Origin of the sequence: Pseudofrankia coriaricola, assembly GCF_001854805.1 — a bacterium.
Classification (GTDB): Bacteria; Actinomycetota; Actinomycetes; order Frankiales; family Frankiaceae; genus Pseudofrankia.
Genome location: NZ_MBLO01000036.1, coordinates 177,766 through 201,318, shown reverse-complemented (window position 1 = coordinate 201,318; position 23,553 = coordinate 177,766). Strand labels below are relative to the sequence as shown.

General features: G+C 70.5%; 19 protein-coding genes. 2 read left to right on the top strand and 17 right to left on the bottom strand.

Features of this window, described 5'->3' with window-relative positions; genetic code table 11:
* Positions 1-73 precede the first annotated feature (73 nt).
* Positions 74-1,249 (bottom strand): acyl-CoA dehydrogenase family protein, encoded by a 1,176-nt coding sequence (locus tag BCD48_RS07175; protein ID WP_071047494.1) that lies wholly within the window; start codon positions 1,247-1,249, stop codon positions 74-76.
* The gene (locus tag BCD48_RS07170) at positions 1,233-2,291 is read right to left on the bottom strand and encodes an acyl-CoA dehydrogenase family protein (RefSeq protein ID WP_071047493.1); all 1,059 of its coding nucleotides are present in this window, start codon (positions 2,289-2,291) and stop codon (positions 1,233-1,235) included. The genes BCD48_RS07175 and BCD48_RS07170 overlap by 17 nt, the downstream gene beginning before the upstream one ends.
* A gap of 202 nt (positions 2,292-2,493) precedes the next feature.
* Between BCD48_RS07170 and BCD48_RS07165 the strand changes: the two genes are divergently transcribed.
* Positions 2,494-3,159, top strand: coding sequence for a TetR/AcrR family transcriptional regulator (locus BCD48_RS07165; RefSeq protein ID WP_071047615.1), 666 nt, complete (start codon positions 2,494-2,496; stop codon positions 3,157-3,159).
* A 31-nt stretch (positions 3,160-3,190) separates the two neighbouring features.
* Here the strand turns inward: BCD48_RS07165 and BCD48_RS07160 are convergent, their stop codons facing one another.
* From BCD48_RS07160 to BCD48_RS07100, 13 genes are all read right to left on the bottom strand, one after another.
* Positions 3,191-4,441, bottom strand: coding sequence for an ABC transporter substrate-binding protein (locus tag BCD48_RS07160; protein WP_071047492.1), 1,251 nt, complete (start codon positions 4,439-4,441; stop codon positions 3,191-3,193).
* 318 nt (positions 4,442-4,759) lie between these two features.
* Complete coding sequence (locus BCD48_RS07155) at positions 4,760-6,049, bottom strand: ABC transporter substrate-binding protein (protein ID WP_071047491.1); 1,290 nt, start codon at positions 6,047-6,049, stop codon at positions 4,760-4,762.
* 373 nt (positions 6,050-6,422) lie between these two features.
* Complete coding sequence (locus tag BCD48_RS07150; RefSeq protein WP_071047490.1) at positions 6,423-7,712, bottom strand: ABC transporter substrate-binding protein; 1,290 nt, start codon at positions 7,710-7,712, stop codon at positions 6,423-6,425.
* 289 nt (positions 7,713-8,001) lie between these two features.
* Entirely contained in the window at positions 8,002-9,294 is a 1,293-nt protein-coding gene (locus BCD48_RS07145) for an ABC transporter substrate-binding protein (protein ID WP_071047489.1), read from the bottom strand.
* 305 nt (positions 9,295-9,599) lie between these two features.
* Complete coding sequence (locus BCD48_RS07140) at positions 9,600-10,895, bottom strand: ABC transporter substrate-binding protein (RefSeq protein ID WP_071047488.1); 1,296 nt, start codon at positions 10,893-10,895, stop codon at positions 9,600-9,602.
* Between the two features lie 350 nt (positions 10,896-11,245).
* Positions 11,246-12,223: an NADPH:quinone oxidoreductase family protein gene (locus BCD48_RS07135; protein WP_071047487.1), complete on the bottom strand. Its 978-nt coding sequence runs from the start codon at positions 12,221-12,223 to the stop codon at positions 11,246-11,248.
* Position 12,224: 1 nt separating this feature from the next.
* Complete coding sequence (locus BCD48_RS07130) at positions 12,225-13,229, bottom strand: phosphotransferase family protein (RefSeq protein WP_071047614.1); 1,005 nt, start codon at positions 13,227-13,229, stop codon at positions 12,225-12,227.
* 47 nt (positions 13,230-13,276) lie between these two features.
* Positions 13,277-14,578, bottom strand: a complete 1,302-nt coding sequence (locus BCD48_RS07125) for an acyl-CoA dehydrogenase family protein (protein ID WP_071047486.1) — start codon at positions 14,576-14,578, stop codon at positions 13,277-13,279.
* Positions 14,579-14,698: 120 nt separating this feature from the next.
* A complete protein-coding gene (locus BCD48_RS07120) occupies positions 14,699-15,718 on the bottom strand; it encodes a DUF2889 domain-containing protein (RefSeq protein WP_083418277.1) in 1,020 nt (339 codons plus the stop codon).
* A gap of 42 nt (positions 15,719-15,760) precedes the next feature.
* Complete coding sequence (locus BCD48_RS07115; protein ID WP_083418276.1) at positions 15,761-17,113, bottom strand: alpha/beta hydrolase domain-containing protein; 1,353 nt, start codon at positions 17,111-17,113, stop codon at positions 15,761-15,763.
* The gene (locus BCD48_RS07110; protein WP_071047485.1) at positions 17,110-17,586 is read right to left on the bottom strand and encodes a VOC family protein; all 477 of its coding nucleotides are present in this window, start codon (positions 17,584-17,586) and stop codon (positions 17,110-17,112) included. The genes BCD48_RS07115 and BCD48_RS07110 overlap by 4 nt, the downstream gene beginning before the upstream one ends.
* Complete coding sequence (locus BCD48_RS07105) at positions 17,583-18,536, bottom strand: zinc-dependent alcohol dehydrogenase (RefSeq protein WP_071047484.1); 954 nt, start codon at positions 18,534-18,536, stop codon at positions 17,583-17,585. Before BCD48_RS07105 ends, BCD48_RS07110 begins: the two co-directional genes overlap by 4 nt.
* Entirely contained in the window at positions 18,533-19,279 is a 747-nt protein-coding gene (locus BCD48_RS07100; RefSeq protein WP_071047483.1) for a TetR/AcrR family transcriptional regulator, read from the bottom strand. The genes BCD48_RS07105 and BCD48_RS07100 overlap by 4 nt, the downstream gene beginning before the upstream one ends.
* Before the next feature lie 137 nt (positions 19,280-19,416).
* On the opposite strand from BCD48_RS07100, the gene BCD48_RS07095 reads away from it, so the two are divergent.
* Positions 19,417-20,952: an MFS transporter gene (locus BCD48_RS07095; protein WP_071047482.1), complete on the top strand. Its 1,536-nt coding sequence runs from the start codon at positions 19,417-19,419 to the stop codon at positions 20,950-20,952.
* Positions 20,953-21,014: 62 nt separating this feature from the next.
* On the opposite strand, the gene BCD48_RS07090 is transcribed toward BCD48_RS07095, so the two are convergent.
* Together BCD48_RS07090 and BCD48_RS07085 are read right to left on the bottom strand one after the other, a co-directional pair.
* Positions 21,015-22,280: an acyl-CoA dehydrogenase family protein gene (locus BCD48_RS07090; RefSeq protein WP_071047481.1), complete on the bottom strand. Its 1,266-nt coding sequence runs from the start codon at positions 22,278-22,280 to the stop codon at positions 21,015-21,017.
* The gene (locus BCD48_RS07085) at positions 22,277-23,422 is read right to left on the bottom strand and encodes an acyl-CoA dehydrogenase family protein (protein ID WP_071047480.1); all 1,146 of its coding nucleotides are present in this window, start codon (positions 23,420-23,422) and stop codon (positions 22,277-22,279) included. Before BCD48_RS07085 ends, BCD48_RS07090 begins: the two co-directional genes overlap by 4 nt.
* Positions 23,423-23,553 lie beyond the last annotated feature (131 nt).

Genomic DNA, 23,553 nt, shown 5'->3' with positions numbered 1-23,553 from the left:
CGCCCGGCCGGGGTTCCTACCGGATCGCGAAGCGATCTGGTAGGTCTGCGTTGTCCTCAGGGCCACTGACGGATCAGCCCCGGGGCAGGCCGAGGACCCGCTCGGCGACAATCGTGCGCTGGATCTCGGACGTTCCGCCAGCGATGGTGCCGGAGAAGCTGCGCGCGTACCGCTCGAACCAGCTCCCGTAGAACCAGTCGAGGTTCAGGTGCTCGAACGGCCTGGTCTGCCCGTCGCGGGCCAGCCCCGCGGAACCCTGGGCGAGCAGCGCCTGCCGGGTGGCCGTGCGGACCGACTCCGAGCCGAACAGCTTGAGCACCGAGATCGAGGCCACGTCCTCCTCGCCGCGCGCGGCCCGGGCCAGCGCGGCGGAGCCGAGCAGCCGCAGCGCCTGCGCGTCCATCGCGAGGGTGGCGTATCGGTCGCGGTCCAGCGTCGTCGTCGGGCGGAAGTCGTCGACCAGTTCGTCGAGCCGCTCGGCGAAGCTGAGCCACAGCATCGTGCGCTCATGGCCCAATGAGCCGTTCGCGACGTGCCAGCCCTTGTTCAGCTGGCCGATCAGGTTCTCCGCCGGGACCCGGACGTCGTCGAAGAAGACCTCGTTGAAGTCGAGGTCGTCCGCGCCCACGATCGAGCCGAACGGCCGGCGGGTGATGCCCGGGAGGTCGGTCGGGATCACCAGGACGCTGATGCCCTTGTGCTTGGGCGCGTCCGGGTCGGTACGCACGAACGTAAGCAGGATGTCCGCGTCGTGCGCGCCGGAGGTCCAGATCTTCTGCCCGTTGACCACGAAGTGGTCGCCGTCGAGCACCGCCCGGGTGCGCAGCCCGGCGAGGTCGGAGCCCGCGCCCGGCTCGCTCATGCCGAGCGCCGCGGTGATCTCGGCCTTGAGGATCGGCACCGCCCAGCGCTTCCTCTGCTCCTCGGTGCCGAACGTGAGCAGGGAGGCGGCGATGATGCCGAGGCCCTGCGGGTTGAAGCTGTGGTAAATGTGCCGGCTGCCCAGCTCCTCCAGGTGGACGAACTGCTGCAGCAGCGTGGCGTTCCGACCGCCGTACTCGGGCGGGTTGCCCGGCAGCAGCCAGCCGTTGTCGAACAGCAGCCGCTGCCAGCGCCTCGTCCACGCCGGCATGTGCGCGGTGGAGGTGGGCCGCTCGGCGGCCTCCTCGACGCTGGGCAGGTTCGCGTCGAGGAAGGCCGCGAACTCGGCGCGGAACGCCTCGACGTCGTCGTCAAACCGCAGCCGCATGGCGCTCCTCCGAGGTGATGCTGGCCGCCGGGGTCACCGCGTCGGCGTCGAGCAGCGCGGCGGCGACCCTGGCCCGGTGGACGTCGGCGCCGCCGAGCAGCAACTCGCCGGACAGCGCCCGCTTCAGCGCGAACTGCAGGTCGTTCTCCCAGGTGAAGCCCATGCCGCCGAACAGCTGGAAGCCGTTCTCGAACACGACCGTCGTGCACTCGCCGGCGGCCGCCTTGGCCATCGCGGCGGCGGTCGCGCGCCGCGGGTCCTGTTCGGCGATCGTCAGCGCGGCGAAGTAGGCGAGCGCGGTCGCGCGTTCGATCGCCACGTGCATGTCGACGGCCTTGTGCTTGACGGCCTGGAACGAGCCGATCGGGACGCCGAACTGCTGGCGGGTGCGCACGTGATCGAGCGTGAGATCCAGAACCCGCCGGCAGGCGCCCACCATGGTCAGCGCGAGGCCGGTGAGCGCGATGTCGCGGGCGAGGTCGACGTCGGCGCCGGTCCGGCTCTCCTCGCCGACCCTGACCTGCCAGAAGCTGACGTCGGCGACGTGCAGCAGCGGGTCGAAGGCGTTCTCGCGGTGGACCGTCGCCTCGGAGGCGGGCACGGTGAACACCCCGGCGTCGGTGACCACAGCGAACCAGTCGGCGCGGTCGCCGTCGAGGACGTGGTGGCCGGTGCCGTCGAGGATCCAGCCCTCGTCGCCGTGCGGGTCACGGTGGGCGGTGACGCCCTCGAGGACGGCGGTGCCGGTCTGGTCACCGGAGACGACGCCCGGGGCGAGCGGGGTGAACCAGGTCATGGTCGCCAGGTAGGGCGTAGGGTCGGTGGCCCGGCCGAGCTCCTCGAGCAGGATCGCGAGCTCGACCGCCTCTGTCGTCTCGGTCAGCTCGGTCCAGCCGAGGCCGGTGTAGGTCCGCCACAGCGGCCCCGGATCCGCGCCCTGGTCGGCGACGGAACGGACCAGCGCGGGCGGGCACTCCTTCGCGAGGACATCGCGGACGGTCGTGCGCCACAGCTGCTGGTCGGAGTCCAGCTCAAAGAGCATGCCGGCTCCCGACGGTTGGTGGGTTCTCAGCCACGGAGGGCCTCCTGACGGTATTCCGCCCGGACCCGATGGAGAATAACATTCTCCGAAGACGGAAGCAGCGGTCTCGCGGGTGGCGCGGGGGATGGGAGCAAAGAGCGCACGTGGCTGGACGCAGGGTGAGGAGTACGTTCTACTCATGGCGCAGGACCAGGAGCTTGCTTTGAGCACGCTGAGTGACGAGCCAGCTTGGAAGCAGCGTGCCGTCGAGCGCTCTACCAAGGCCGCGCGCCTGCGCGCCGAGCGCAAGGTGCAGCAGTTCCTCGAGGCCGCCCAAGAGATCATCCTGGAGAAGGGGTCGACCGACTTCACCGTACAGGAGGTCGTCGACCGGTCGCACCAGTCGCTGCGCAGCTTCTACCAGCACTTCGGCGGCAAGCACGAGCTGCTGCTGGCGCTGTTCGAGAACGCCCTGCGCCGCTCCGCGGACGAGATCCGCGCCGCGGCGGCGGCCGAGGTCGACCCGCTGGCCGGGCTCGAGGTCGGCATCCGGATGCTGTTCGAGAGCTCGCTGCCGGATCCGTCCACCCGCCACCCGCTGTTCACGGACTTCGCCACGCAGCTGCTGATGACCTACCCGGCCGAGGTCAGGTCCGCGCACGAGCCGATGCTCAGCGTGTTCGCGGAGCTGATGACCCGCGTCGACGCGGTCGGCCAGCTGCGGACGAGCCTGCGCCCGCGCCGGGCGGCCGCGATGGTCATGCAGTCGGTGATGTTCCTCGCCCAGTCGACCGCGGTCGCGGGGGAGAGCGAGGGCGCCCACCCGCTCACGACGGACGAGGTGTGGGACTTCTGCTCGGGAGGGTTCGCCCGCCACGCCGAGGGGTGACGGGCGAACCCCGGGCCGCCGGACTGCCGGCTCAGGACTGCTGGTTCAGGGCCACCACCTGCTGCGGGGTGATGACTTCTCCGCAGATGGCCGTGGAGCTGGTCGGCTCGAACCTGGAGCCGTCTTTGCTGATCTTGATGGCGTAGTAACAGGTCGAGGTCTCGCGGAAGTTGGTGGACAGGTCGATGCTGGTCTCGGGGGTTATCCCGGCGCCGTCGTAGTCCTTGACGGCACGCAGGCCGGTGATGAAGGACTCCCGGGTGGGGCATTTCCCGGCGGCTTCGAGGCCGCGGACGAACAGGTCGGCCGAGACCCAGCCGTTCACCGCGGGGTCCTGGGCCGGCGGCTGGATCTCGGGGGCGTAGTCGCTCATCGCCTGCTTGAATTTCTGCTGGCCGGCGGTATTGAGCTCGAAGGGCTGGATCGAGGTGAAGATGGACGTGCCGGCGAGCGTGGGGCCGAACTGGGTGAGGGTGCTGCCGTCGTAGCCGGTCGGCATCAGGACGACCCTGAGGTTGACGCCGAGCTTGGTGAGCTCGGGGAGCAGTTTGGCGGTCGCGTCCGGGAGCAGGACGCCCGCGAGAGTGTCGATGTTGTTCGCCTTGATCTGTTCGGCGACCGTCTGGTAGCTCGTGATCTCGGTGACGTTGAACGTCTTGACGACCTTGATGTCGGCTGTCTTCAGGCTCGCGGCGACCTGCTGGGTGAAGCCTCCGCTCGAGGCGCTCGAGCCGAGCGCGAAGAGGGCCGCGCGGGTTCCGCCCTGGCCGCGGACGTATTTTCCCCAGGTGGTGCTGGAGCCGTCTCCGAGGTAGAACCAGGAGAACATGTTGCTCATCCCCAGCCAGACCGGGGCGCTGGCCAGGCCGGTGACCGGGATGCCGCGTTCCCGTAACAGCTCGGCCGGTTCCTGACTGCCGCCGGGCGCGTAGACGAGCCCGAAGACTTTCTCCTGGTCGAGGAGTTCCTTGACCATGGGCTCGTCGCGCGCGGGGTCGCCCCCGTCGTCGCGCCAGGCGTAGGTGACCTTGCGGCCGTAGACGCCGCCGTTCTCGCCGTTGGCGACGTGGAGGCGGGCGTCCACACCGGCCCGGAAGGCCCGCAGGGCGTCGGCCCCCGGCCCGGTGTCGTTCCAGACCATGCCGGCCTTGACCTCGGTGGGCGTGATGCCGGGCACCGTCGCCGAGCACGCCCCGCCCGCCCCGTTCGCGCCGCCTCCGCCACAAGCGGCCAGGGAGGCGGCCAGTCCACCCGCGCTGAACGCGACCGCCGCGGCCCGCATTAATCGGTTGCTGGGCGGTAATAACACGCCGCGTCGCCGCCGGTATATCGCGGCTGTACCCGCCCGGGCGGGTAAGCGTCCATGGCGCGCGCAGGAGCCGCGCATGGACGCGGCCTCGGTCCTGCGCCGGAGAAAGTGGGTCTGGTGCGCCGACGCGGCGACCCGGGTGCGGCTGGCTCTTGTCATGGACGCCGATAGTAATGAGCGCTCACCCAGCGAGGTGCCCGGGGCGCCGGTTTTGCCGGCGCCCCGGCCCGGTGCGCGTGATTCTCGCCCGGCCGCCCCCACCAAGGAGACGGCCGGGCTGTTCCCGAACCGTCAGGGCTGCTGGTTCAGGGCGGTCATCTGCGCTGGGGTGATGACGTCTCCGCAGGTGGCCGTGGAGCTGGTCGGTTCGAATGCGGTGCCATCTTTGTTGATCTTGATGGCGTAGTAGCAGGTCGAGGTCTCGTGGAGGTTGGTGGACAGGTCGATGCTGGTGTCGGGGGTCAGGCCGGCGCCGTCGTAGTCCTTGACGGCACGCAGGCCGGTGATGAAGGACTCCCGGGTGGGGCATTTCCCGGCGGCTTCGAGGCCGCGGATGAACAGGTCCGCCGAGATCCACCCGTCCACGGCAAGGTCCTGCGTCGGCGGTTGGATCTCAGGGGCGTAGTCGCTCATCGCCCGCACGAACGCCTGCTGGCCGGGGGTGTTCAGCTCGAACGGCTGGGTGGCGGTGAAGATGGTCACGCCGGCGATCGAGCGGCCGAACTGGGTGAGATTGCTGTTGTCGTAGCCCAGCGGCATCACCGCGACCTTGAGGCTGCCGCCGAGGGTGACGCCGAGCTTGGCCAGCTCGGGGAGCAGCTTGGCGGCCGCGTCCGGGAGCAGGACGCCGGAAAGGGCGTCGATGTTGTTCGCCTTGATCTGCTCGGCGAGGGTCCGGTAGCTCGTGATCTGGCCGGTGAGGAACGTCTTGACGACCTTGACGTTGTTTGCCTTCAGGCTCGCCGTGATCTGCGAGGCGAAGTCTCCGTTCCCGGCGGTCTGGGCCGTCGAGAAGAGGGCCGCGCGGGTGCCGCCCTGGTCATGGATGTACTTGCCCCAGGTGGTGCTGGAGCCATCTCCGAGGTAGAACCACGAGAACATGTTGTTCATCCCCAGCCAGACCGGGTCGCTCGCGATGCCGGTGACCGGGATGTTGCGCTCCTGCAGGAACTTGGCCGAGTCCCGCCCCCCGCCGGGGGCGTAGATGAGCCCGAAGATCTTCTCCTGGTCGAGCAGCTCCTGGACCATGGGCACGTTGAGTGCCGGGTCGCCCTGGTCGTCGCGCCAGGCGTAGGTGATCTTGCGGCCGTAGACGCCGCCGTCCTTCTCGTTGGCGACGTGGAGACGGGCATCCACGCCGGCCCGGAAGGAACGCATGGTGGCAGCCCCCGGCCCGGAGTCAGTCCAGACCATCCCGGCCTTGACGCCGGTGGGTGTGATGCCGGGCACCGTGGCCGAGCACGCCCCGCCAGCTCCGCTCGCGCCTCCGTTGCCGCAGGCAGTCAGGGAGGCGGCGAGGCCGCCGGCGCTGACCGCGAGGGCGACCGCTTTCGATAATCGCTTGCTGGTGGGCAGCGGCATACTGCGGCTCCTTCGGCATTTCCTTCGGCATTGTCGCGGCGGTGGCCGCCCGGATGGGCGACCGCCCGCTGTGCAAGAGAAGCCTCCCGCCGACGCCGGCCCGGTATCGCGCCGGAGATGAGAATCCGACGCGGCGGGCGTGCCGGCCCAGGTGCGGCTGGCTCCTCCTAGTGACGTCGATAGTAGTAAGCACTTACCCCCGCGGGGCTCCGGGACGCCGGCGTCTGCCGGCGTCCCGGAGCCGGTGCGCGGGATTCGCGGGGCCGCCTGCACCAGGAGGCCGGCCGGGCCGTTCCGTGACCCGTCAGTGATCCTGGGGACAACGGCCGCCGGGTGTGCGAAGGAAGATCATTTTCGCACACCCTTTGGCCCTCTAGGGCTGCTGGTTCAGCGCGGCCATCTGCTCCGGGGTGATGACGTCTCCGCAGGTGGCCGTGGAGCTGCTGGGTTCGAACCTGGAGCCGTCTTTGCTGATCTTTATGGCGAAGTAGCAGGTCGAGATCTCGCGGTAGTTCGTTGACAGATCATTGCTGGTGTTGGGGGTCAGGCCGGCGCCATCGTAGTCCTTGACGGCGCGCAGGCCGCTGATGAAGGACTCCCTGGTCGGGCATTTCCCCGCGGCCTGCAGGCCGTGGATGAACAGGTCGGCGGAGATCCAGCCATTCACCGCCTGGTCCTGGGTCGGTGGCTGGATCTCGGGGGCGTAGTCGCTCATCGCCTGCTTGAACTTCTGCTGGCCGGCGGTGTTGAGCTCGAAGGGCTGGACCGAGGTGAAGATCGACGCACCGGCGAGCGCCGCGCCGTATGTCGCCAGGCTGCTGTTGTTGTAGCCCAGGGGCATCAGTGCGACCTTGAGGCTGCCGCCGAGGGTGATGCCGATCTTGGCGAGCTCGGGGAGCAGCTTGGCGGCGGCGTCCGGGAGGAGGACACCGGTGAGGGTGTCGATGTCTTCCGCCTTGATCTGCTGGGCCACTGCCTGGTAGCTCGTGATCTGGCTGGTGGGGAACGTCTTGATGACCTGGACGTTGTTGGCCTTCAGGCTGGCCACCACCTGTTGCGTGTAGTCCCCGTTGGTGGCGCTCGCGCTGATCGCGAAGACGCCCGCGCGGGTGCCGCCCTGCTCGCGGACGTATTTACCGAGGGACGTGCTGGAACCATTCCCGAGGTAGAACCACGAGAACATGTTGTTCATCCCCAGCCAGACCGGGTCGCTGGCGAGGCCGGTGACGGGGATGTTGCGTTCCTGCAGGAGCTTGGCTGAGTCGCTGCCGCCGCCGGGAGCGTAGATGAGCCCGAAGATCTTCTCCTGGTCAAGGAGCTCCTGGACCATGGACACATTGAGGACGGGGTCGGCCTGGTCGTCGCGCCAGGCGTAGGTGACCTTGCGGCCGTAGACGCCGCCGTCCTCCTCGTTGGCGACGTGGAGGCGCGCGTCCACGCCGGCCCGGAAGGAACGCATGGTTTCCGCCCCCGGCCCGGTGTCGCTCCAGACCATCCCGGCCTTGACCTCGGTGGGCGTGATGCCGGGCACCGTGGCCGAGCACGCCCCGCCCGCTCCGCTCGCGCCTCCCTGGCCGCAGGCGGTCAGGGAGGCGGCCAGGCCGCTGGCGCTGACCGCAAGCGTGGCTGCTCTTATTAGTCGGCTTTTCGCCGGCGATAACATGCCGCGGCTCCTTCGGCGTATCGCGACGGTGCCTGCCCGGGTGGTCAGGTGTCCGCCGTCCAGGGAGAGTCGCCCATCGACGCAATCTCTGCCTGCGCCGAAAACGATGATCCTGACGCGACGTCGCGTCAGGACCGGGGCGGTTTCTCCTCTTGTATACGTCAAGAGTAGTGAGCGGGTACTCGACAGGTCTTCGGGAGGCCGGAAGGTGCTGGCGTCCCGAAGACCGTACACGGAATTTTACCGGCCAGCCCCCACCAAAGGGCCAGCCGGGTTGCCTCTGCGGCCGTCAGTGCTGCTGGTTCAGGGCGGCCATCTGCTCCGGGCTGATGACGCTTCCACACATGGCCGTGGTACTGGTCGGCTCGAACTTGGAGCCGTCCGAGCTGACCTTGATGGCGTAGTAGCAGGTCGAGGTCTGGCGGAAGTTCGTGGACAGATCGTTGCTGGCGTCGGGGGTCATTCCCGCGCCGTCGTAGTCCTTCACGGCGCGCAGGCCGCTGATGAAGGACTCCCTGGTGGGGCATTTTCCCGCGGCCTGCAGGCCGTGGATGAACAGGTCGGCGGAGATCCAGCCGTCGACGGCCATGTCCTGGGTCGGCGGTTGGATCTCGGGGGCGTAGTCGCTCATCGCCTGCTTGAACTTCTGCTGGCCGGCGGTGTTGAGCTCGAAGGGCTGGATGGCGGTGAAGATGGAAGCACCGGCGAGCGCCGCGCCGTATGTTGTCAGGTTGCTGTTGCTGTAGCCCAGCGGCATCTGGGCAACCTTGAGGCTGCCGCCGAGGGTGATGCCGATCTTGGCGAGCTCGGGGAGCAGCTTGGCGGCCGCGTCCGGGAGCAGAACGCCCGCGAGGGCGTCGATGTTGTTCGCCTTGATCTGCTGGGCGACGGTCTGCCAGCTGGTGATCTCACCGGTGTAGAACATCTTGACGACCTTGACGTCGTTCGCCTTCAGGCTCGCCACGATCTGCTGGGTGAAGTCCCCGTTCGTGGCGTTCGTGTCGATCGCGAAGACGCCCGCGCGGGTGCCGCCCTGGTCATGGACGAACTTTCCCCAGGTTGTGCTGGAGCCGYCCCCGAGATACACCCACGAGAACATGTTGTTCATCCCCAGCCAGACCGGGTCGCTTCCCAGGCCGGTGACGGGGATGTTCCGTTCCTGCAGGAGCTTGGCCGACTGCGTGCCGGCGCCGGGGGAGTAGATGAGCCCGAAGATCTTCTCCTGGTCGAGGAGCTCCTGGACGGCGCTCAGGTTGAGCTGCTGGTCTGCCTGGTCGTCGCGCCAGGCATAGGTGATCTTGCGGCCGTAGACGCCGCCGTCCTCCTCGTTGGCGACGTGGAGGCGGGCGTCCACGCCGGCCCGGAAGGAGCGCATGGTTTCCGCCGCCGGCCCGGTATCGCTCCAGACCATCCCGGCCTTGACCTCGGTGGGGGTGATGCCGGGCGTCGTGGTCGAGCAGGACCCTCCCGCTCCCTCCGCGGCCGACTGGTCACCGCAGGCGACCAGTGATGCGGCCAGACCGCTGGCGCTCACCGCGAGCGCCGCCGTTCTCACTAATCGAGTTCTAACTGGCGACCTCATGCCGCGTCTCCTTTGACGTGTCGCGGCGATACCGGCCCGGGTGGGCAGGCGTCCGCCATGCGGGGGAGGGCCGCACGCCGACGCAGCCGCGGTCTTGCGCCGACGGAGGGGGATCCGGCGCGGCGGTGTGTCGGTTCGGGCGCGGCTGGCCCTTCCTAGTGAGGCCGATAGTAGTGAACTCTTAATCCACATGAGGCCGAAGCACGGGCAAATGCCGTCGTTCGGAGTCGGTACGCGGAATTTCCCTGGATCCCGCCCGCCCGCAGTGCGCGGAGTGACCGATCGGCGCCGGTCCGGCGGCCCCATCAGGGCTGCTGGTTCAGGGCGTTCATCTGCTCCTGGCTGATCGCGGCGCCGCATTCGGGCTGGCTGCCGGCCTCGAACTTGCTCCCGTCCTGGCTGACCTTGATGGCGTAGTAGCAGACCGAGATATCCCGGTAGTTTGTTGACAGGTCGTTGGTGTTCTGTGGGGTCATTCCGGCGCCGTCGTAGTCCTTCACGGCGCGCAGTCCGGAGATGAACGACTCCCTGGTCGGACACTCACCGGCGGCGCGCAGGCCGCGGATGAACAGGTCGGCCGAGAGCCAGCCGTCGACCGCGCTGTCCTGCGTCGGCGGCTGGACCTCCGGGGAGTAGTTGTTCATCGCCTGCCTGAACGTCCGCTGCCCTGGCGTGTTGACCTCGAAGGGCATGATGGCCGTGAAGATCGACACGCCGGCGAGCGACTGTCCATACGTCGCCAGGCTGCTGCTGTCGTAGCCCAGCGGCATCAGGGCGACCTTGAGGCCGCCGCCGAGGGTCACGCCGATCTTGCGAAGCTCGGTCAGCACGCTCGCCGCCGCGTCCGGGAGCAGGACGCCGCCGATGGCGTCGATGTGGTCCGCCTTGATCTGCTGCGCGACGCTCCGGTAGTCGGTCACCGCGCTGGTGGACTGGAACGTCCTGACGACCTGGATGCCGTTGGCCTTCAGGCTCGCCACGTACTGGTGGTTGAAGTCGTTGTTGGACGCGCTCGTGCCGACGACGAACACGCCCACGCGGGTCCCGCCCTGGTCGTGGATGTACTTGCCCCAGGTGGTCGCGGAACCGGTGCCCAGGTAGAACCACGAGAACATGTTGTTCTTGCCGAGCCAGCTCGGGTCGCTTGCCAGGCCCATCACCGGGATCTTCTGCTGGCCGAGCCAGTCCACCGAGGCGGCACCGCTCGCGCTGGGCATCGCGATCATCCCGAACACATGCTCGTTGTTGACGAGATCCTGGGTGCCGCTCAGGTTGAGCGCCTGGTCCGCCTGGTCGTCCCGCCAGGCGTAGGTGAGTGTGCGGCCGAAGATGCCGCCCTCCTCCTCATTGACGCTCCCGAACCGGGCGTCCACGCCTGCCCGGAAGGCGCGCATGCTGGCGGCGGACGGGCCTGAGTCGCTCCAGATCATGCCGGCCTTGACCTGGGTGGGCGTGATACCCGGCACCGAGGTCTTGCAGTCCGCGCCGGCGGATGTGCTGCCGCCCGAGCCGCCGCAGGCGGCCAGGCCGATGGCCAGGCTGCTGGCGCCGACCGCCAGCGCGGTGGCCCGCAGCGCCCGCCGACGAAGAGGTAACGACATTGCGGAAAATCTCCTCTGGCGAGAATGCCGGCCGCCCGGCCTTGTGGGCCTCGCGCCCGTCACCTTGGAGGCCCGGCGCCGATCGCGGTGTTCCACGTGTCATGGCGAAGAGCGCGGCAACGTTCTGCCGCGGCCCCGGGTCTCCTTTTGGCATCGATATCGGCGCCAATGCTATCGACCACACTGCCTGGCAGCAGAAAGGGGCGCCCGGCGAATGCCGGGCGCCCCCATCCCGTCACGGGCAGTCGCCCGCATAATGAATATATGCCCGATGTCACTGGGCCTGGCATCGAGGAAACGGTCCGGACCGCAACGTCAACAAAGGCCGGCCTGACCGCGACGGGCGTCGTTCAGGGCGCGACGTCGAGGACGACCTTGCCGATCGCCTTGCCGTCGGCGACGTGACGCAGCGCGCCGGCCGTGTCGTCGAGCGCGAACACCGCGCCGATGTGCGGACGTACCTTCCCCGAGGCGAGCAGCTCCGTGAGCTCCCGGTCGTCGCGGGCCAGCTCGTCCGGCCGGTGGGTGGCGAAGTCGCGCATCTGGAAACCCATGATGTGCGCGCCCTTGAGCAGCACCAGGTTCAGCGGGATCCGCGGGATGGTCCCGGAGGCGTACCCGACGGTCACGAAGCGCCCGTCGAAGCGCAGCGCCCGCAGCGCCGCCTCCGAGAGATCCCCGCCGACCATGTCGACGACGACGTCGACACCGTCGGGGTGCGCCACCTTCAGCGCCTTGCGCAGGTCCTCGGCCGCGTTGTCGATGAGCGTCGTCGCGCCGTTCGCCGCGGCGACCTGGAGCTTGTCCGACGAGTTCGCCACCGCGGTCACCTCGGCGCCCAGCGCGACGGCGAGCTGGACGGCCGCGAGGCCGACGCCGCCACCCGCGCCGAGCACCACCACCCGGTCACCCGGCTCGACCCGGGCCATCGAGCGCAGCACGTGGTAGGACGTGCGGTGCGCGACGACGAACGCCGCGGCCGACCGGTCGTCCACCCCGTCCGGTATGGGACGCAACGACTCGGGGCGGCACACGACCTGCTCGGCGAAGGCGCCGACGAACACCGTCCCCGCCACCCGGTCGCCGGGGGCGAGGCCGGTGACACCCTCGCCCACCTCCTCGACGACACCGGCGAACTCGCTGCCAGGCACGAACGGCACGGGCGCCTTCACCTGGTAGGTGTTCGCGACGACGAGCACGTCGGGGAAGTTGACCGCCGCCGCCCGCACGCCGACCCGGACCTGGTCAGGCCCGACCGGCGGAGTGTCGATCTCCTTGACCTCGATGACCTCCGGCCCGCCGTACTCCGCACACACCGCCGCCAGCATGTCAGCGCCCCGAGTAGCTGTAGTCGGTGGTCGAGGTGAACTCGGCCGCGGCCTTCATGGACTGCTCGATGACCGGGCCGAAGGCGAGCAGCTTCGGGTCGTCGCCGGCCCGCTGGAACCCGCGCTCCAGGACGATGGCGATCTTCCATCGGGCCAGGACCAGGTAGTAGTCGAGGTCGTCGACCTGCCGGCCGGAGACCTTGGCGTAGTGCTCGACGACCTGGCTGCGGCTCGGCATGCCGTACAGGTTGACGTAGCTGGATTTCGCCGCCTCCTCGGCCATGGTGTCCTCGGGCCAGTTCATGACCATCCAGGCCAGGTCGAGCTTGGGGTCGCCGACGGTGCCCATCTCCCAGTCGACGAGCGCGGCGAGCTTCGCCGGCACCGCGTTCTCGAACATGACGTTGGCGAACTGGTAGTCGCCGTGCATCAGCCCGGGGATGTAGTCGAGCGGGCGGTGGTTGCGCAGCCACTCGGTGACGACGTCCATGCCCTCGAGCTCGCGGCCCTTGACCTTCTGGAAGAAGCTCAGCCAGCGGTCGACCTGGCGCTCGTGGAAGCCGTCCGGACGGCCCAGGTCCGCCAGGCCCTTGGCCTGCCAGTCGACCTTCGACAGCAGCGCGATGCCCTCGGCCAGCTGGTAGCCCAGTCCCTTGCGCAGCTCGAGGTCGCTGTTGAACGGCTCGGGCCACTTGCGGTCCTTCATGTTCATCGGCGACCAGCCGTCGACGAAGCCCATGAGGTAGAAGGTGCGGCCGAGCACCGAGTGGTCCGTGCAGACCGCGACGGCGGCCGTGTGCGGCACGTCGGTGCCGTCGAGCGCCTCGATGATCCGCCACTCGCGCAGGATGCCGTTGTCGCGGTCAGCAGGCGCCTTGGCCGGTGGGATCCGGATGACGCACTGGGCGTCGCCGCGGGTCAGCAGGTAGATCTCGTTCTGCGTGCCGCCGGAGAGGAACTTGTGCTCCAGCGGGGCGCCCGCGCCGGGCAGCCCCTGGGCGTCCATCCAGGCGGCGAGCCGCGTGAAGTCCAGCGTCGTTTCGGGTTCGCCACTCACAGGTTTCCCACCTCGTGCTCAAGAAACTCGGCGTACTTGGCCCGGGCGGCGTCCAGCTTGCCCGGAATCCACTCGGTCGGCCACATGCCGTCGGCCGGCTTGTAGTCGCGCAGGACCTGCTTGGCGACGGTCATCTTGTGGACCTCGGTCGGCCCGTCGGCGAGGCCCATCACGGCGGCGCCGTGGATGTACCTGAAGAACGGCATCTCGTTCGTCGTGCCGAGCGCGCCGTGGACCTGCATCGCCCGCCACGCGATGTCGTGCAGGATGGTCGGCATCACGATCTTCGCGGTGGCGATGTCCTTGCGGACGCGCTTGTAGTCCTGGTATTTGTCGATCTCCCAGGCGACGTACATGACGAGCAGCCGGAACTGCAGCAGCTGCGCGTACGAGTCGGCGACGAAGCCCTGGACGAACTGCTTGTCCGCGAGCTTGCTGCCCGCGGTGGAGCGTGACAGCGCCCGCTCGCAGGTCATGTCCAGCAGCCGCTGCGCCTGGCCGATGGTGCGCATCGCGTGGTGGATGCGCCCACCGCCGAGCCGGGTCTGGGCGATGGCGAACGCCTGGCCCTCGCCGCCGAGCAGCGCCGACTCCGGCACCCGCACGTCCTCGTAGTGGATCAGCGCGTGGAAGCCCTCGTTCAGGGGCTCGCCGAACAGGCCGACGTTACGGACGATGTTGATGCCCGGCGTGTCGGTCGGCACCAGGAACATCGACATGCCGCGGTATGCGCTCACGTCGGGGTTCGTGACCACCATGACGATGAAGAAGCTCGCGGTCTTGGCGTTCGACGAGAAGTACTTCCACCCGTTGATGATCCACTCGTCGCCCTCCTTGTGGGCGCTACAGGTGAACTGCGTCGGGTCCGCGCCGCCCTGCGGCTCGGTCATCGAGTAGCTGGAGAACATCTCGCCGTCGAGCAGTGGCTGGAGGTACTTCTCCTTCTGCTCCGGCGTGCCGTAGTGAGCGATGATCTCGGCATTGCCGGTGTCCGGCGCCTGGCAGCCGAAGACGATCGGCGCCCAGGAGGAGCGGCCGAGGATCTCGTTGAGCAGCCCCAGCTTCTGCTGGCCGAAGCCCTGGCCGCCGAGCTCGGGGCTCAGGTGGGTCGCCCACAGGCCCTGGTCGCGGACTTGCTGCTTGAGCGGGTCGATGAGCGCCCGGCGCTTCTCGGCCAGCGGGACGAACTGCAGGTCCGGGAACGCGAGGTCGAGCGGCTCGACCTCGCTGCGGACGAACTCGTTCGCCCAGTCCAGCTTCTTCTGGTACTCGGGATCAGTCTCGAAGTCCCACGCCATCGCTGCGTCCTTCCTGGTCGTCCTCGGCAGAATACGATTCTGGCAATGCCGAACACAAGTTTGGATCTTCGGAACGCTTGTCGGAGTGAAGATCCTCGGCCATGCCCGGGGCGGGCCGCCTCAGCCCGGTAGGCGGGCGAGTAGCGCGCCGACATCCTCGAGCGAGCGCAGGGTGTCGTTGAGGTGCGTGCACGTCGTGACCCCGGTGAAGGTGTCCCGCACCTCGCGGCGCAGCCCGTCCGGGCGCTGTCCCACCAGGCGGCCCGCGCTGGCCAGCGCGAGGGGGCACTCCGGCCACGGCAGTGCGCCGAACTCCGCCGTGCACGCCGTGAACGTCGTCGTCGCCGGGTCGAGCGTGGCGTGGACGGTGTACTCGTGCACCGCGGTCTCGACGCCGTCCGGGTCGACGTGGCTGTCGCGGAAGAAGCACTCGACCCGCGCCTCGGCGCCCGCGCGCCAGACGTCGAGCCGGCGGCGCCGGCGCATCCCGTGCGCCGGCAGCGGCGCCACCTCGTGCCAGCCGTCCGGGTCGTCGCCCTCGATCGGCGGCACCGGCGGGCCGAACGGGGCCGGCACCCGCCCGGTGGCCTCGATCCCGCGGATGATCGTGCCGTCGGTGACCCAGCCGGCGCACAGGTCCGGGTACTGCGAGGCCGTTCCCTGACGCCACTGCGGGAAGGGCCCGGGCGCCACCCACTGGGTGGCGTAGCCGCTGACCAGCACCGCCGTCGGCAGGTCGTCGAGCAGTTGGAACCGGACCGAGTGGCTCGCGCGCCCGCCCGGCAGGGCGGCGTAGACCGCCTGCCGGAAGCCCGACGCCGCCCGGACGCCGACGAGCGCCGCGAGCCGGGGCTCGTCCGGGTCGGTGCCGATCCGGGTGACCTCCCGGCGGGGAAAAGCGATCTCGGCGTCGAGGCGGGCCGCGTCCAGGACGGTCAGGGCACCGTCGGCCTCGACGCGCACGTCCCGGCCGCGCGCGTCGAGCGTCACCGGCCCGGAGAGCCCGGAGGGCCGCAGCGAGTCGTGCGTCGTCGTCCGGCGTACCAGCCCGGGCCGTGGCGGCGGCGTCGAGAGAGCCGGGCCGGTGGGCGACGCCGGGCCGGTCATCGCGCGGCCGTTCGGCTGGGCTGATGTGCTCATGCGCGGATCACTCCTCGCTCGACGGGGCCTGAAAGCCCGCGGCTACGAGATCCGGTCGGGTTGGGCGTAGGCGAGGAGGACCTCGCGGTCCTCGGCGAGGGCGAAGCCCTCGGCGAGGAGCCGGTCGACGGCGGCGGCGTAACGCGCCACGTACTGCGCGCGCGACGGGTAGAGCTCGGCGACCCGCGCGGCCGGCAGCGCGATCGTCGAGCCGAACAGCTGGCAGATCATTGACGGGTTCGGGCCGGGGATGCCGGACAGCACGTCGACCGGCACGTCGACCGGTGGCGTGCGGATCCCGCCGAGCGCGATGCCGTCGCCGTCGCGGACGATCTCGCCGCCCGCGGTCGCTATCCGCGGCGAGGCGGCCGGCGGGGTGCCGCCGCGCGCCCAGGTCTCCAGCGCGCGCAGCGCGGCCTTGACGACGACGTGCATCGGGGCGTTGTTGACGTCGACGCCGCAGCCGAGCAGGTCGGCGAACGGGCCGACGGTGTGCTGGTCGGCGTGGGCGGCGCCGGCGACCTCCCACGTGCGGACACGCTCGAGGTCGTCCTGGCGGGAGCCGAGGGAGTGCAGCACCTGGTTCAGGTCGCCCTCGGCCTGGAGGATGAGCACGGGGGCGGCGGTGTCCTCCCGGACGAGCACCGGGCTGGTCGCGACCAGCGCCTGGAGGGCCGCCGGCTGGCCAGGCGCGGCGAGGTTCAGCGCACCCAGCCCCCGGCTGTGCAGCAGGTAGCCGTCGAACAGCCCGTGGACGAGCGGCTCGACCCCGTTGACGTAGGTGACCATCGCGTAGGCGGACTGGGACTGGCCGGCGGCGAGCACGAGCCGCGGTACGAGCCCGCCGAGCAGCGTCCCGTCGCGGACCGCGCGGGCCGCCTGGGTGAACAGGTCGAACGCGAACCCGTCGCCGGGGTGGGCGAGCGAGCCGTAACGCTCCGGGTCGGAGCCCACGAGCCCCGGCGCGTCGGAGCCCTCGATGGTCGAGGCGAGCACCGGGCCGCCGGCGACGCCGATGAGCTGGGCCGACACGCCGACCCAGGCATGGCCGCGGCGGGTGATCTCCTCGTGGTTGTTCGCCCAGATGACGTCGGCGTCGTGGCCGGAGCTGACGTTGAGCCACTCGACGACCGCGGTGCCGCTGAAGCGCTCGGCCGTGACCGGGCGGCGCACGACGACCCGGGTGCGGTACGGCGCCGTGCCGGCGGGCTCGAACGCCCAGCGGCCGTCGGCCGCAAGCTCGCCTACGGCGCGGTAGGCGGTCGCCGTCCCGGCCGCGGCGAGCTCGTGCTCGACGTAGCCGACGGCCGCGACGTCGGCCGGCACCGGCGAGGCGAGCATGACCCCCTTGCCGCCGGTCAGCTCGACCAGCTCGGTGGGCGCCGCCAGGCTCACGCCGGACGCCGGCTGTTCGCCCAGTACTGCTCCAGCCCCGGCTTGATGCTCCGGCTCACCAGCTCGATCCGCGGACCGTCGGAGCCCCGGTGGTACGTCCAGTAGGGCTGCCCGTCCGGGCCGATGCCGGCGACCTCCAGCGGCATGCCGAGCGCGGCGAGCGCCGCCGAGTCGGCCGGCACGTCGTCCGACCAGTAGCCGAGGTGGTGCACGCCCGAGTCGGCGGGCACCCAGACGGTTCCGGGAATGGGCCGGATGACCTCGAGGCGGGGCTCGTTCACCGAGTAGGAGAACCGCGTCGTGATGGTGGTGTCCACCGGGCCGTCCGGAGTCATGATCCGCACCGCCACGTCGCTCACCAGCTCGTCGCACCACTCGAAGCCGAACAGCTCCGTCAGCCGGTCGAGGGTGCCCTCGAAGTCCTCGACGATGACCCCGGTGTGGAACTGGTCCTCGGGCCGTAGCGTCGTCACAGCTCCACCACCACTCGGATAGCACCGGTCGTCTTGTCGCCCGCCACCCGGAACGCCTCGGCGGCGTCCTCGAGCGGGAACCGGTGCGTGATCAGCGTCTTGGGGATTTCGGGGTTCTCCGCCAGCATCGCCGCGGCCTCCGCCAGCTCGGTCACGCTACCGCCCGCGCCGTCGTCGTGCGTGCAGTACCCGATGGACGGGATGACGCGGGCCTCCAGGTGGAACAGGGCGCTCCAGTTGATCTCGACCGGGCCCTGGTGGACCGCGACCGAGACCACGGTCCCGCGCGGGCCGACGAGGTCGATCGCGCGGGCGAGGCTCTCCTTGGTGCCGGCGGCGTCGACGACGACGTCGTAGCGGCCGTCCGCGCCGATCCGCGCACCCAGGCGCTCGCCCGCCTCGACCTGGTGGCGGTGGCGCGCGTCGAGCGCGACCTCGGAGGCGCCGAGCCGGCGGGCGCCGGCGACGGCCAGCAGGCCGAGGGCGCCCGCGCCGACGACCGCCACGGTGGTGTCCTTGCCGGTGCCGGCCAGGCGCAGCGCGTGCCAGGAGACGGCGGCCGGCTCGGCGAGGGACGCGTCCGTGACGGCGAGTCCGTCGGGAACCGGCACGAGCCGGGGGCTCGGGGCGCGGAACTGCTCGGCCATGCCGCCGTCGGCGTTGGCACCGAGGGCGCGGGTGAAATGGACTGGGCAGAGGTTGTACCGGCCGATCTGGCACTGGTCGCACGTGCCGCAGCCGAACACCGCCTCGACGATGACCGGCGTGCCGTCGGCGCGGACTCCGGCGAGCTCGTGGCCGACGACCTGGCTCAGGCCGTACCTGATGTACATGAGGTCCGAGCTGCAGATGCTCGCGGACCTCATCGTCAGCAGCTCGTCGCCCTCACCTGGCGGTAGGTCGACGTCGGTGACGGACACGGCGCCGTCCGCCGAACGGACAGCCTTCATGGGCGTGCTCCCTGACTGGGCTGGGGAATCGGTGGTTGGGCCGCCCGCAGGCAGAAAGCGGTGACCTGATCGATCTCGGCGTCGCTGGGCTCGGTCCGTCGCCACAGGAAGTCCGACAACGCGCCGAAGACGGCGTACGCGGCCAGCGTCGCGTCCGGCTCGGGGTGCTCGCTGCCCAGCGCGGTGAACGGCGCGCACAGCAGCACCGACATCGACCCGGCGGCCGGGTGGAGGCCGGGAGTGGCGTTCCTGGTGCTGCTCCCGTTCCACATCACGGCCAGCGTCGACGCGGCCACCTCGCCCCTGGCCTGCCCGAGCACGGCCTCCACCCAGCGACGCACCTGGCCCGCGGGCGTCGGCTCCTTGCTCATCTGGTGGGCGGCGTAGCTTGCCAGCCGCTCGCTCCCGTCCTCGATCAGCGCGGTGACCAGCGCGTCCTTGGACGGGAAGTGGCGGTAGAACGCGTCGTTGGACAGCCCGGCCTCGGCGACGATGTCGGCGACCCGGGGGCGTGATGAGATGCCGTTGCGCCGGATCACCTCGAGGCCGGCGTCGAGCAGCCGACGCACCTCGTTGGTGTAGCCGGCGGTGCGCGCGGCGAGCGTGCGTGCCGCCGTGCGCGCGGCGACGTCACCGGCCGGCTGAGGCTGGGTGTCCGGTGCCGCTGAGGACGTGCCGCCCGGTGCCTCGGGAGGCGGGCTACCCGGCGTCGCCGCCAGGAGGCGATCTGCGTTCTGCGTCATCAGAATCGAATTCTGGCACGTCGGGTGGGCGAAGTCACCTCATGTCGCGGCCGGTGGCGCTTTGGATTCCTGGATGTGCGTGATACACATGATATGCACCCTACATATCCTGGGTGCAGCGTCAGCTGGGAGAACTCATGAGCGCCAGCAAGGCCACCGCCGCCCCTGCCCCGGCCAGCGTCGCGGGCCGGTCGGCACGGGCGAACACCCTCATCGCGGTCCTCGCGGCCGCGGGCACCGCGATGTCGCTGATGCAGACGCTGATGGTGCCGTTGATCCCGAAGCTGCCCACGCTGCTGCACACCTCGTCCTCCAACGCCTTCTGGGCGATCACCGCCACCCTGCTCGTCGGGGCGGTCGCCAACCCGCTGTTCGGGCGCCTCGGCGACCTGTTCGGCAAGCGGCGGCTGTTGCTGGTCGCCCTGGGCACCCAGACCGTGGGCGCGCTGATCTGCGCGCTGAGCTCGTCGATCGTGCCGATGGTCGTGGGCCGCGGGCTGCAGGGCGTCGGTTTCGCCACCATCCCGCTCGGCGTGAGCATCCTGCGCGACCTGCTGCCGCCCAAGCGGATGGTCTCCGCGATGGCGATCATGAGCTCCTCGCTCGGCGTCGGCGGCGCGCTCGGCCTGCCGATCGGCGCGGTGGTCGCCCAGAACGCCGACTGGCACGTGCTGTTCTGGGGCTCCGCCGCGATCGGCCTGCTGCTGGGCGCCCTCGTCGCCGTCCTGGTCCCCGAGTCGCCGGTGCGCGGCGTCGGCGGGTTCGATGTGCCGGGCACGGTCCTGCTGTCGATCGGGCTGGTCGGCGTGCTGCTCGCCGTCTCGAAGGGCGGCGACTGGGGCTGGGCGAGCACCACGACGCTGGGCCTGCTCGGCGGTGGCGTCGCCGTCCTCGTCGCCTGGGGCGCGTTCGAGCTGCGCATCGACAGCCCGCTGATCGACCTGCGCACGATGAGCCGGCGCCCCGTGCTGCTCACCAACATCGCCTCCGTGGCGCTGGGCTTCGGGATGTACGCGCAGTCGCTGATCGCCCCGCAGCTGATGCAGCTGCCGAAGGCCACGGGCTACGGCCTCGGGCAGTCGCTGCTCGGCACCGGCCTGTGGATGGCGCCGGCGGGGCTCGCGATGATGATCGTCTCGCCGTTCGCCGGCCGACTGATCGCCGGGCGCGGCCCGCGGGTCGCGCTGGCCGGCGGCGCGGTCGTCGTGGCCGGCGGATACGTCCTCGCGCTCCCGCTGATGGGCAGCCCCGGCGGCGTGCTCGCGTTCTGCGCGGTGATCAGCGCCGGTGTCGGCCTCGCGTACGCGGCGATGCCCACTCTGATCATGCGGGCGGTGCCGGCCGAGGAGGGCGCGGCCGCCAACGGTCTGAACACCCTGATGCGATCGATCGGCACGTCGGTTGCCAGCGCGGTGCTCGGCACTTTGATGTCGAGCATGACGACCACGGTCGGCTCGGCGGTCGTCCCGTCGGAGAGCGGTCTGCGGGTCGGCCTGCTGGTGGGCGGCGGCGCGGCGCTGGCGAGCTGCCTCATCGCCCTCGCCCTCCCGCGCAGGACCGCGAACGCCGCCCCCGCTGCGGCTGTGCCTGCCGTCCCGGCCATGCCCGCGCCGCGGGTCGCGTCCGAGCTGACGGTCACCGAGCGTGTCGCAGCGGTCCCCGCGATCGACTGACTGGGAAGTAGCTGGGAGCCGCTGACGGGCGGGGGCGTTTCGCGCCCCCGCCTCGCCCCGTCTCAGCTGTTGCGGGCGCCGCGGGGGACGTCGCGGAACGCGAGGCCCCGGTCGAGCGCGGCCTCGCGGGGCATGCCGAGAACCCGCTCGCTGATGACGTTGCGGGCCATCTCGGTGGTGCCGCCGCCGATCGTGGCCGTCTGGCGCATCAGGAAGTCCGCGCCGACGTCGGCCGCCGCGCCGTCACCCTCCGCCCAGGCCGCGCCCGCGCCGTCGGCGATGTCGAACGCGATCGTGGTGAGCCGGGTCGCCGCGACGCCGCTGTAGAGCCGGCCGATCGCGGCCGACTGGTCGGACAGCCTGCCGGTCGTCATGCCGAGGGCGAGCCGCGATTGCAGGGCGCCCTGGACCAGGTCGAGCACCCGGCCCTCGCCGATCAGGTCGCGCACCAGCGGGTCGTCGAGCCGCCCGGTGTCGCGGGCGATGTCGAGCAGCCAGTCGGGCCCGATCCGGTGATGCGAGCTCGTACCGGGACTGGTCACGTACGGGGAGCTGCTGCTCATCCGCTCGTGGAACATCCAGCGGGTGCCGACCGTCCAGCCGTCGTCGACCTCGCCGACCCGGTCGGAGTCGGGGACGCGGACGTCGGTCAGGAACTCCTGACAGAACTCCATGATCCCGTTGAGCATCTCGATGCGCTGCACGTCGACGCCCGCCGCCGCGATCGGCAGGATGAAGACTGTGAGGCCGCGGTGCTTCGGGACGTCCCAGTTGGTCCGCGCCAGGCACAGCCCCCAGTCGGACCACCAGGCGCCGGTCGTCCAGATCTTGGAGCCGTTGAGCACCCACTGGTCGCCGTCGCGTACCGCAGAGGTGAGTGCGGCGGCGACGTCCGAGCCGCTGGACGGCTCGGACAGGAACTGCATCCAGATCTCCTCGCCCTTGAGGATGGCTGGGATGTGGGCGAGCTTCTGCTCCTCGGTGCCGAACTCGAGCAGCACCGCGGCGCACGGCGTGAGCGTCGGCACCTGCAGGCGCTGCGGGTACTCGTAGCCCGAGATCTCCTCGTTGAACGCCCGCTGGTGCGCTGGGGTGAGGCCCTGCCCGCCGTACTCGCGCGGGAAGCAGATGCCGGCGAACCCGGCGTCGAAGAGCATCCGTTGGATCTCGCGGTCGCGGGCGACCGCGGCCAGCTCCTGCTCGTCGGTCCGGGTCGGCCGCATGATGCCGACCTCCTCGTGCGCCTCCAGTGGACGCAGGTTGGCGCGGATCCAGACGCGCGCCCTGGCCTGGAACTCCTCGACGCTCTCCTGGGCTCCGGTGCTCACGCCTGCTCCTTGAGGTTCTCGAAGATGCCGGTGACGCGGGCCCGGTGGCTGGCGGGGGTGCCATACAGCGCTCGGTTGAGGGTGACCCGGCGCAGGAAGAAGTGCATGTCGTGCTCGAAGGTCACGCCGATGCCGCCATGAATCTGGACGCAGTCCTGCGCGAGTTCCGTGCCGTAGTCGCCGATGTAGGCCTTCGCGGCGCTGACCAGCTCCGCCGCCTCGGGGGCGCCGGCGTCGACCGCGGCCACCGCCTTGTCGGTGATGGCGTGCGACGCCTCCAGCCAGGTCTTCATGTCCGCGAACCGGTGCTTGAGCTCCTGGTAGGACGCGAGCGGCCGGCCGAAGGAGTAGCGCTCGAACGCCCACTTCACGGTCAGGTCGAACGCGGTCTGCATCGCGCCGACGGTCTCCGCGCAGCCGAGCGCGAGCGCGACCTGCAGCTGGCGCTCCACCTGCTCACCGGCGTCGCCGAACTCGCCGACGGCCGCCTCGGCGGGCAGCCGCACGCCGTCGAGCTGGACGGCGAAGAACCGCCGTGTGAGGTCGACGGTGCGCATCGGCGTGATGGTCACCCCTGCGGCCGTGGTCGGGACCAGCAGCTGCGCGAAGCCGGCGGTGCCGGCGACGGCCGCGGTGACGAGGAGGTGGGCGGCCTGCGCGGCCGACTCGACCGGGCGGGCGGTCCCGTCGAGGACGACGTCGCCGCCGTCGGCGCGGACCTGGACCGTCACGCCGGCCGGCTCACCCGGCGTCGCCGGCTCGCCGAGCGCGCAGGTGGCGAGCGACTCGCCGGACAGCACCGCTTCGAGGGTCGCCGCATGGGCCTCGCCGCCCCAGGTGGACAGCGCGAACGCGACGACGTTCGCCGACGCGAGCGGGCCGGGGACGGCGCGGGCGCCGAACTCGTGGGCGAGGATGGACAGGTCGACGAGCGGGCCGCCGCTGATCGAGCCGCCGCCGTGCTCCTCGCTGACGAGCAGGGAGGTCCAGCCGAGCTCCGCGCCGGCGCTCCAGTAGTCCGGCGAGAAGCCGGCGGGGTCCTCGCGCAGGCGGCGGATCACCTCTGGGGGCACCCGGTCCGCGAGGAACCGCGCGGTCGCCTCCCGGAGGACCTCCTGATCAGGGGCCAGCTCCAGCAACATGGTCCATTACCTCGATCCGCTCGTCGGGCCACCAGGGTCCTGACCAGCATCGTTTGCATGCCTCGACCACAGGTTCGCGAATTCTCGACTTCGACGTCAAACTTCGCCAACGGGTGCGCCCCTCACCGCCG